The following is a 9634-nucleotide window of genomic DNA, read 5'->3' as shown; positions in this document are numbered from 1 at the left end:
GCCCCACCCTTCGCCCATCCCCCAGACTCCGTCCGGGGGGACCCCCAGCCAGGGCTCCGCCCCGGACCCCGTTTCGGGGGCTCCGCCCCCGGACCCCCGCGCCTCAAACGCCGACGAGGCTGGAGGCGGCGGGTGCGGCGAAGGCCAGCGGGGCTGGAGGTGGCGGGGTGGGAGGGTGCGGCGAACGCCGGTGGGGCTGGATGTGGCAGGGCTGGGCGGGAGCGGCGAAGGCCGGCCGTGCTGGAGGTGGCGGGGGTGGGAGGGTGCGGCGAATGCTGGCGGGGCTGGTGGGGCGCCTCAAGGGCAGGCGCGGCTGGATGTGCCGGTGGGGCTGGAGTGCCGTAAGCGCTCCAGCCCCACCGGGCAGTTCCAGCCCCGCCCTCGGAGTTACAGGTACGGGCCCGAGCGGATCGCGCCGTGGGGGCCCTCTTCGTCGTCTTCGTGGGAGCCCGCGCCCGGGGGAAGGGCTCGGCGCATCTGTTCCAGTTGGGCGCGCGCCGCCATCTGCTGCGCGAACAGGGCCGTCTGGATCCCGTGGAAGAGACCCTCCAGCCAGCCCACCAACTGCGCCTGCGCGATCCGCAGTTCCGCCTCGGACGGGATCGCCTCCTCCGTGAAGGGGAGGGACAGGCGTTCCAGTTCCTCGACCAGCTCCGGTGCGAGGCCGTCCTCGAGCTCCTTCACCGAGGCGGCGTGGATGTCCTTGAGCCGGACCCGGCTCGCCTCGTCGAGAGGCGCGGCGCGTACCTCTTCCAGGAGTTGCTTGATCATGCTGCCGATCCGCATGACCTTGGCGGGCTGTTCGACCATCTCCGTCACCGGAACCTCGCGCGACTCGTCATCGGCGCCGCCGACCGCCGTCCCGTCCTGTCCCACGATCAGGACGTGCGGGGGGCTGTCCTGCGACCGTTCACTCCTCGGCATCTCCATGCCGTCATTGTCTCGCACACCTGCGTACTCACACGGTGTGCCCCCGTACGGGCGTGATCCACCCTGTACGGGGGCCGCAACATCAGCCCGCCGCGCGGCGGGCCAGCGCTCCGCTCGACTTCGTGACCAGCGCCGCCAGCAGGGCCGCGCCGAGCGGGACGAGGACCAGGAGCCCGGCCAGCGTGTCCCACGGCACCGCGATCGGCACGTAGAGCTCGGTGTCCTTCAGGGTGGCGTACCCCATCTCGACGCCGTGCTTGACCAGCCGTTCCTGTTCGCGTGCCTGGGTGAGCCGCAGCCCGACCGCCGGCAGGATGCCCGCCGCCGAGCCGAGGACCACGCCCATCAGGGCGACCACCCCGCACTGGAAGCCGCTGAGCGTGCGCCGCACGCGCGGGGCCGCGCCGACCGCGGCCAGCGTCTTCAGGTCGGCCTCGGAGTCGGCCTGGGCCAGGCCGGTCGCGATGCCGGCCGCGCCGATGGTGACGAGGCCCGCGAAGATGCTCAGCGCGAGCACGCCCAGGGTGCTCTGCTCCTGGTAGCCCTCCTCGATCTTGAGGTAGGCGTCGGCGCCCAGCCGGTCGATGTCCCCTTCGAGCCGCTGCTTCTGCTCGGTGGTGGCCTTCCCGTCGAGGCTGAAGTAGGCGCCGGCCGGGGCGGTGGCGATGCCGGCGGCCCGGGCGGCCGAGGGCGGGACGACGAGGACGACGCCCCAGCTGTCGGCGGTCGCGGGGGCCTGGTGGACGGTGAGCACCTTGTCCTGGCCGGGCAGTTCGGCGTGCCGGGCGGCGGCCGCCTCGGCGGCGGCCTCGTCGGTGATGATCCGCAGGGTGACCTTGCCGTCCTTCACGTTGCGCTGGTCGAAGGAGACGGCCTGGCCGGCCTTGAGGGCGGATACGGAGCCGGGGTCGCTGACCGCCAGCACGGACAGCAGCTTCTCGTCGGCGACGACCGTGGAGAGCGGGACGCCGAACTCCCGGATCGCGCAGCGCGGGTCCTGCCGCAGCTTCTTGGCGTCCTCCATGGAGAAGGAGGCGGGACCGTGCTCTGCCTCGTAGAGCGGGCAGCGCTGCTCCTTCGGGGTGATGACCTCGACGCGTCCGCAGTCCGGATCCGTGCCGCCCTGGGCGCAGTTCGGCTTTCCTGCCACGAACCGGTCCACATCGGCCCGTACGTTCACCGGCAGGTCCTTCGACAGGGCCTCGCGCAGGGCCGGCAGCGCCTTCTGGCTCATGCCGTCGTGGCTGGCCAGGTAGCCGGCGCCGGCGGGGAGTTCGGCGGTGTACTCGTGCCGCGCCTGGACGTCGCGGCTGTACTGGTACGTGGACACGGCGACGGTTCCCGCGACGGCGGCCAGTACGGCGGCCACGGCGGGCGCGGTACGCCCCCGGTTGCGGACGGCGTCGCGCAGGGCGAGCCGGGGCGACAGCGGCAGCCAGCGTCCGAGCCGCCCGAAGAGGCCGACCAGCACCGGGGTGAGGGCGACGACCCCCAGCTCGGCGATGGCGCTGCCGCCCGCGACGACGGTGGGGCTGACCCGGTAGTTGGTGCCGTAGAGGGCGATGGCGGCGCCGCCGGCCACGGCGAGCAGGCCGAGGACGGGCAGCACCCGGTTGGCGCGGCGGATGCCGCGGCGGCCGGTGAGCGAGGCCAGCACGGTCTGCCGGGAGGAGGTGATCGCGGGGGCGATGGCGGCCAGCAGTCCGGTCAGCACGGCGAGCAGGGCGATGCCGAGGAGTTCCAGCGGCCGGACCACGAAGCCGCCGAAGCGGATGCCGAGCTGGTCCTCCAGTACGGGCCGCAGCCCGATGGTGAGGGCCACGCCGATCGCGGTTCCGGCGACGGCGGCGACGGCGCCGATGACCAGGCCGCCGGACAGGACGATGGCCCGGATGTGCCGCCGGTCGCCGCCGTTGGCGCCGACCAGACCGAGCTGGCGGCGCGAGCGCCGGGCGCCGACGGCGAAGGCGGGTCCGGCGAGCAGGCAGATCTCCAGCATGGCGAGGCCCACGACGGTGGCGAGCACGGCCTTCTCGGTGACCTTGCCGCCCTCGGTGACCGGATCGAACCGCTCCTTCGGCTGCTCCTTGAACAGCGGCACGTCCGAGTCGGCGGGCGGCCGCAGGGACACGGCGCGGGAGAGTACGAGCGCGCCCTTGGTGTTGGCCTCCTTGACCATGTTCCACGTGAAACCACCGCCGCCGCCGGCCGAGACCAGGTACGAGGAGCTGGGGCTGATCCCGGAGCCTCCGGCGGCCCGCATGTCCCGGTCGAGCGGGGTGAACAGCGTCCCGGGGAGGGCGAGCAGTTCGGGGTTCTTGAGGAAGGAGGGCAGTTCGTACGCGCCCACGATCCGGTACGGGGCCGCGGCGCCGCGCGGGGTGGCCGCGGAGCCCACGTGCAGCCCGGAGGCCCCCAGGAAGGCGTTGGTGGCGATGACCTCGCCGGGTCCCTGGGGCAGCCGTCCGCGGTCGAGCGTGATCAGGCCCCGGGTCAGCGGGTTGTGCACGTCGAGCTCGCGCAGGTCGGTGCTGAGCAGCCCGTGCGTGGTGTGCACCTTGGCGTGGCCCTTGCTGTCCTCCACGACCTTGGCGCCCGCGGGGAGCGCGGCCTTGAGCGGCTGTTCCTTCTCCTTGGAGGGCCGGTACTTGTCGTAGCCGCCGACGGGCGCGAAGTGCTCCCCGTCGGGGTTCTGCAGGATCGGGCCGTCCAGGCCGGTTTCCGAGAACCGGGCGTCGGCGGCGCCGATCTGACGGGTCAGCCGCTGCTCGGTGGTGAGCGCGGCGCTGCGGACGGTGAGGTCGGCGGCGCTCACGCCGACGATGGGCAGGGCGATCATCGACAGGACCAGGGCGCTGCGGCCCTTCGCCCGCCAGGCGTCGCGGCGCGCGATGCGCAGGGCCGCGACCCAGGGGTGGTACCAGGAGCCGATCCGGGAGGTCACAGGCCGGCCGCCCGACCGGAGAGCAGCGAGTCGGCCCGGCTGCGCAGGGTTTCGTCGACGACGCTGCCGTCGCGCAGGAAGACGACCCGGTCGGCCCAGGCCGCGAACCGGGGTTCGTGCGTGACCAGGATCCCGGCCGCGCCCGCGTCGCAGCGGGAGCGCAGCAGGGCGAGGACGGATTCGCCGGTCTCGGAGTCGAGGGCGCCGGTGGGCTCGTCGGCGAGGACCAGGCGGCGCTCGCCCACCAGGGCGCGGGCGATGGCGACGCGCTGCTGCTGGCCGCCGGACATCTCGTCGGGGAAGCGGTCGGCGAGCGGGCGCAGGTTTATCTCCTCCAGGGCGGCGTGGGCCGCGGCGCGGGCCTTGCGGGCGGAGGTCCCGTCGAGTTCGAGGGGCAGGGCCACGTTCTCGGCGGCGGTGAGGGCCGGGATCAGGTTGTAGTCCTGGAAGACGTAGCCGATGCTGCGGCGCCGCAGGGAGGCCAGCTGCCTGCGGCTCGCGGTGGTGATGTCGACGCCCTCGACCAGGACGTGGCCGCTGGTGGGGGTGTCGAGGCCGCCCGCGAGGGTGAGCAGCGTGGACTTGCCGGAGCCGGACGGGCCCATGACGGCGACGAGTTCGCCGGGGTGGACGCGCAGGTCGATCCCGCGCAGGGCGTGTACCTCGGTGGCGCCGCTGCCGTGCGTGCGGACGAGCCGGTCGAGCTGGAGTACGGGCTGTGGACGGTGCTGGTCGGGCATGAGGGGTCCCCCCTGGAACGGTGGTTCAGCCCCGCCGCGTGCGGGCGGTACGGGGCCGGACGGTGGTGGGGTCGGTGGCGGGGCCGGTGGTCGGATCGGCCGCCGCGGGTTCGGTGGCGGCGCGGGCGGCGAGCCGGACCAGCCGGGACTCGGAGTGGTCGAGCCAGCGGGCCTCGGCCTCGGTCTGGAAGATGAGCTGCTCCAGGACCAGCAGCCAGGCCAGGTCGTCGCGTTCGTCGGCGCGGCCGCTCTCGATGGCGGTGATCGCCTGCGCCTTGAGCCGGGTGTAGTCCTGCATCGCCTGGATCGTGGCGTGCCGCTGGGACTGGATGACGGCGCGGATGTCCACGCCGGGGGCGCCCACGGCCATGGCGAGCTTGATGGACAGCTCGTCGCGGGGCGGGTTGGTGCGGTCGACGGGGCGCTCGTACCACTCGTGGAGCTCGGCGCGTCCGGTGTCGGTGATGGCGTAGAGGGTGTGCCCGGCGGTGTCCTCGCCGCCGGGGGCGACGAGCCCGTCCCGCTCCAGACGGGCGAGGGTCGTGTACACCTGCCCGACGTTGAGCGGCCAGGTGGAGCCGGTGCGGGACTCGAATTCGGAACGCAGCTGGGAGCCGTAGCGAGGGCCCCGTTCCAGCAGGGCGAGAAGCCCGTGACGGATCGACATACTGAGTATGTATACCGAGTATGCTCGTCTTCGCAAGCCTCCCCGGGGCGTCCCCCGGCGGGCCGGGACCCGCTAGCGGCCCTGGCGCAGCCGCATGCCCATGAAGCCCAGCCCCAGCCCCATCAGGGCCAGTCCGGTGCCGAGCGGCAGCATGTGGGCGGCAAGATCGGCGGCCCGTTCGTTGGGCTCCGTACCGAGCGCGTTGACCCCGGGGGTGTGGCTCGCCTCGGGGCCCGTGGGCGAGCGGTGCGGCGCGGGGCTCTCCCGGTGCGGCGCCGCGGAATCCCGGTGCGGGTCGGCGGGATCCCGGTGCGGGACGGCGGGATCCCGCGGCCCGGCGGGGTCCCGGTGCGGGTCGGCGGGGTCCCGGTGCGGGCGCGCGGGCGGACGGGCCTGGCGCACGGGCCGGGGGGCGGCGGCGGCATCGGCGGCGGGAGGCTCGCCGGCGGGCCGCCCGGGGTGCTCCCGCCCGACGCCGGCCGCACTGCCGGCGAGCTCCTCGTACGCCTCTTCCGGTACTTCGGCCACCGCGACCACGCTCGCCGGCGCGGCGGAGCCCGGGGCGCGGGCGGAGGTCGCGCCCGCGGGCGCGGCGGCCAGCAGCGCGGCGGCGGCCAGTACGGCTCCGGCGGTCCACCGCGGCACGCGGGGGCGTCGAGTCACGGGGAGCCCCTCCCCTTCCGTGCGGCCGGGACGCCGGGACGCCGAGGCATCAGAATGACGTCCTCAGATTTGCATAGTGGGACAAAAGCAGCATCCCGGGCCACCCGTGAGGGTGTGCCCGGGATGCCGGTCAGTCCTTCGGCGGCGCCCCGCCGCCTTGAAAACGTCCTACTGCGGGTCGCCCGTCGAGACGACCAGGGTGAACTCCGTCCCCTCCTTGGGGACGTCCGCGCCGGCCGCCGGCAGCTGCTCCAGGACGGTGTCCTGGCCGTAGACCGCCTCGTCACGGTCCTGGAGGGTGAACTTCCAGCCCGCGGCCTGGATGCACTCCTTCACCGAGCGGAGGTTCTTGTAGCGGAAGTCCGGCGCCACGACCTTCGTGGAGTCCTTGTAGGACTTCGAGGGGCTCTTGCACTTCTCCAGCTCGATCGTGCGCGAGGTGTCCGGCCCCTTGTGGCCCGCCGCGGGGGCGGAAGCGGAGGACGACGCGCCCGGCCCGTCGGGCCCGGCCTCGTCCTTGGTGCCGTCGTCCATGTTCAGCACCGCGATGAGCCCGCCGATCGCCAGCAGGGCCACCACGATCGCCCCGACCACCACCGGCGTGTTCTTCTTGCCGCCGCCGCCCGCGGCCGCCGGGGACGGCGCCGGAGCGGGCGAGATGGTGAACGGCGGCGGGGTCTGCGGGGCGTACTGCTGCTGCGGCGCCGGGGTGTGCGGGTACGCGTACCCGCCCTGCGCGTGCTGCACGGGCGCGGGCGTCGGCGCGTACGGGGACGGCGGCGGGGTCTGCGGGGCCTGGTACGGCTGCTGCAGCGACTGCGGCGGCGGCGCCTGGAACCCGGAGTCCACCGGCGGGAACACGGCCGAGCTCACGCCCGCGCCGCTGCCGCCCGGAGCGGCGCCCGGGACGATGACGGGCGCCCCGGTCTGACCGGCCGACAAGACCCGCGTGATCTCGTCCCGCATGGCCGCGGCCGTCGGGAAACGCTCGTTCGGGTTCTTCTTCAGGGCCCGCGCCACCAGCGAGTCCATCGCCGGGGTGATCGCCCGGTTGATGGTCGACGGAGCCACCGGCTCCTCCTGGACGTGCGCGTACGCGATCGCCAGCGGGGAGTCCGCCTCGAACGGGATCCGGCCCGTCAGCAGCTGGAAGAGCATGATGCCGACCGAATACAGGTCGGAACGGGCGTCCACGCCGCGCCCCAGCGCCTGCTCGGGCGAGAGGTACTGCGGGGTGCCGACGACCATGCCGGTCTGCGTCATCGAGGTGACCCCCGACTGCATGGCCCGCGCGATGCCGAAGTCCATCACCTTGACGATGCCGCGCTTGGTCATCATCACGTTGCCGGGCTTGATGTCGCGGTGGACCAGACCCATCTCGTGGCTGGTCTCCAGCGCGGCCAGCACGTCGGCGGTGACCTTCAGCGCCTTGTCGGCCGGCATCGCCCCGTACTGGCGGACGTCCGCGTCGAGGACGGAGCCCAGCGGCTGCCCCTCCACGTACTCCATGACGATGTACGGCATGACCGCGCCGTCCAGCTCGCCTTCGCCCGTATCGAAGACCGAGACGATATTGGTGTGCGACAGTTTCGCAACAGCCTGCGCCTCGCGCCGGAAGCGCTCGCGGAAGGACGCCTCGCGTCCGAGTTCGCTGTGCAGGGTCTTGATCGCGACCTGCCGGTCGAGCGCGGAGTCGTACGCGAGATAGACGGAGGCCATGCCCCCCTCGCCCAGCAAATCCCTTAGCTGGTAACGGCCACCGGCCAGGGAGCCGCCTGCGTACCGGCCCTGCGTGCCGTCCTGGCTCATGACTGTTGCTTCCCCTCGGGCTGTGTCCCTACGCGTCGTACTGAGCGCATGTCGCGCCCAGTCTGCCGGAGGGCAAGCACACGTCAAGCCGGTGCCCGTTCCGTGACCATGGCGCCACAGGGCGTCTGTGTCCGAACGGTGACCGGTTCCGAGGCTGTAGCGTTCATCGGAGCACCCGATGAGGACCCACCGCTAGAGCGGACGAGAGAGACGACGGCGAGGACTGATGGCACCCGAACCCGAGGGAAACGGCGCCGGGATGGGCGACGGTCCTGAGCACTGGGGCGCCGGCGGCCTGGTGGGCGACGGACGTTACCGTCTCACCCACCGGCTCGGTCGCGGTGGCATGGCAGAGGTCTTCGCCGCCGAGGACGTGCGCCTCGGCCGCACCGTGGCCGTGAAGCTGCTGCGCGCCGACCTCGCCGAGGACCCGGTGTCCAAGGCCCGCTTCACCCGTGAGGCACAGTCGGTCGCCGGACTGAACCACCACGCGGTGGTCGCCGTGTACGACTCGGGCGAGGACCGGGTCGGCCCGAACGTCGTCCCCTACATCGTGATGGAGCTGGTCGAGGGCCGCACCATCCGGGACCTGCTGATCAGCGCCGAGGCCCCCGGCCCCGACCAGGCGCTCATCATCGTCTCGGGCGTGCTGGAAGCGCTCGCGTACTCGCACCAGCACGGCATCGTGCACCGTGACATCAAGCCCGCCAACGTCATCATCACCCACACCGGCGCGGTGAAGGTGATGGACTTCGGCATCGCACGTGCCCTGCACGGCGCGCAGTCGACGATGACCCAGACCGGCATGGTCATGGGCACCCCGCAGTACCTGTCGCCGGAACAGGCCCTCGGCAAGGCCGTCGACCACCGCAGCGACCTGTACGCGACCGGCTGCCTGCTCTACGAACTCCTCGCGCTGCGGCCCCCCTTCACCGGGGAGACCCCGCTGTCGGTGGTCTACCAGCACGTCCAGGACGCGCCGATCCCGCCTTCGCAGCTGCCCGAGGGGCACTCGATCCCGCAGGAACTCGACGGCCTGGTCATGCGATCGCTGGCCAAGGACCCGGACGACCGCTTCCAGAGCGCCGAGGAGATGCGCGGGCTCGTCCAGTACGCGCTCCAGATGCTCCAGGACCAGGGAGCGAACACCGGCACCTGGAACACCGGCCCCGTCACCATGGCGCTCCCGCACGGCCAGCCGGGCGGCGCGTCCACCACGGCCATGCCGGCGGGCGGCAACGGCGGCCCGCGCCCCCAGTACAACGCGCACGCCACGACCTCGCAGTTCCAGCAGCCGATGGTGCCCCCGCTGAACCCCGACGACGGCACCGCCTTCCCGGGCGGCGGCGGTCACGGCGGCCCGGGCAACGGCCACGGCGGTCACGGCGGGTACGACGGCTACGACGACCGCCGGGGCGGCGGCCGCTGGAAGATGTGGGTGTTCGCGCTGCTCGCGGTCCTCGCCATCGCCGGCGGTGTCGCGTACGCGGTGAAGACCGTCAACAACAGCGGTGGGGGCGGCAGCGAGAAGCCGGGCACGAGCCAGAGCTCCCCGGGGACCTCGCAGAGCAGCCCGAACGCGACGCCGGACACCCCGTCGAACCCGCCGAGTTCCGACTCGGACAGTTCGCACGAGCAGACGTACGTGCCCACGCCGAGCCGCAGCAAGTACACGCAGAGCACCAGCCCGTCGGCCCCGGCGAGCAGCCCGCCGCCGGAGTCGAAGCCCCCGACGCTCCCGCCGACGACGCCGCCGACCAAGCCGCCGACGACGCCGCCGAAGACGACGCCGCCCTCCTCGGGCGGCGACAACCCGGTGACCGAAGAGCAGTAGACGGGACGACCGGTACGACCGGTACGAAGAGGGCCCGGCGGAATGCA

The 9634-nt window shown here is 73.2% G+C and carries 7 protein-coding genes; 1 reads left to right on the top strand and 6 read right to left on the bottom strand.

Going from position 1 to position 9634, the window contains the following annotated elements; genetic code table 11:
- Positions 1 to 387 precede the first annotated feature (387 nt).
- The 6 genes from ACFV0Q_RS32300 to ACFV0Q_RS32275 all read right to left on the bottom strand — a co-directional run bounded on the left by ACFV0Q_RS32300 (position 388) and on the right by ACFV0Q_RS32275 (position 7753).
- Positions 388 to 930, bottom strand: a complete 543-nt coding sequence (locus ACFV0Q_RS32300) for a bacterial proteasome activator family protein (RefSeq protein ID WP_385010179.1) — start codon at positions 928 to 930, stop codon at positions 388 to 390.
- A gap of 82 nt (positions 931 to 1012) precedes the next feature.
- Positions 1013 to 3862 carry an FtsX-like permease family protein gene (locus ACFV0Q_RS32295; RefSeq protein WP_385010180.1) on the bottom strand — a complete coding sequence of 950 codons (2850 nt, stop codon included), beginning with the start codon at positions 3860 to 3862 and terminating at the stop codon, positions 1013 to 1015.
- A gap of 8 nt (positions 3863 to 3870) precedes the next feature.
- A complete protein-coding gene (locus tag ACFV0Q_RS32290; RefSeq protein WP_385010177.1) occupies positions 3871 to 4614 on the bottom strand; it encodes an ABC transporter ATP-binding protein in 744 nt (247 codons plus the stop codon).
- A 25-nt stretch (positions 4615 to 4639) separates the two neighbouring features.
- On the bottom strand, positions 4640 to 5281 hold the full coding sequence (locus tag ACFV0Q_RS32285) for a PadR family transcriptional regulator (RefSeq protein ID WP_385010176.1): 642 nt from the start codon (positions 5279 to 5281) through the stop codon (positions 4640 to 4642).
- Between the two features lie 72 nt (positions 5282 to 5353).
- Entirely contained in the window at positions 5354 to 5944 is a 591-nt protein-coding gene (locus ACFV0Q_RS32280) for a hypothetical protein (protein WP_385010174.1), read from the bottom strand.
- A 168-nt stretch (positions 5945 to 6112) separates the two neighbouring features.
- Positions 6113 to 7753, bottom strand: a complete 1641-nt coding sequence (locus ACFV0Q_RS32275; protein WP_385010172.1) for a protein kinase — start codon at positions 7751 to 7753, stop codon at positions 6113 to 6115.
- Positions 7754 to 7979: 226 nt separating this feature from the next.
- Between ACFV0Q_RS32275 and ACFV0Q_RS32270 the strand changes: the two genes are divergently transcribed.
- On the top strand, positions 7980 to 9587 hold the full coding sequence (locus ACFV0Q_RS32270; RefSeq protein ID WP_385010171.1) for a protein kinase: 1608 nt from the start codon (positions 7980 to 7982) through the stop codon (positions 9585 to 9587).
- The last annotated feature ends 47 nt before the right edge of the window (positions 9588 to 9634 follow it).

Origin of the sequence: Streptomyces sp. NPDC059564 (assembly GCF_042735575.1) — a bacterium.
Lineage (GTDB): Bacteria > Actinomycetota > Actinomycetes > Streptomycetales > Streptomycetaceae > Streptomyces.
The sequence above is the reverse complement of the archived record's forward strand: the minus strand, read 5'-3'. Positions and strand labels throughout refer to the sequence as shown.

Bases quoted from the DNA above. Each gene is read 5' to 3' on its own strand.
- ACFV0Q_RS32270 (WP_385010171.1), top strand. From the start codon at position 7,980: ATGGCACCCGAACCCGAGGGAAACGGCGCCGGGATGGGCGACGGTCCT.
- ACFV0Q_RS32275 (WP_385010172.1), bottom strand. From the start codon at position 7,753: ATGAGCCAGGACGGCACGCAGGGCCGGTACGCAGGCGGCTCCCTGGCC.
- ACFV0Q_RS32290 (WP_385010177.1), bottom strand. From the start codon at position 4,614: ATGCCCGACCAGCACCGTCCACAGCCCGTACTCCAGCTCGACCGGCTC.
- ACFV0Q_RS32300 (WP_385010179.1), bottom strand. From the start codon at position 930: ATGGAGATGCCGAGGAGTGAACGGTCGCAGGACAGCCCCCCGCACGTC.
- ACFV0Q_RS32285 (WP_385010176.1), bottom strand. From the start codon at position 5,281: ATGTCGATCCGTCACGGGCTTCTCGCCCTGCTGGAACGGGGCCCTCGC.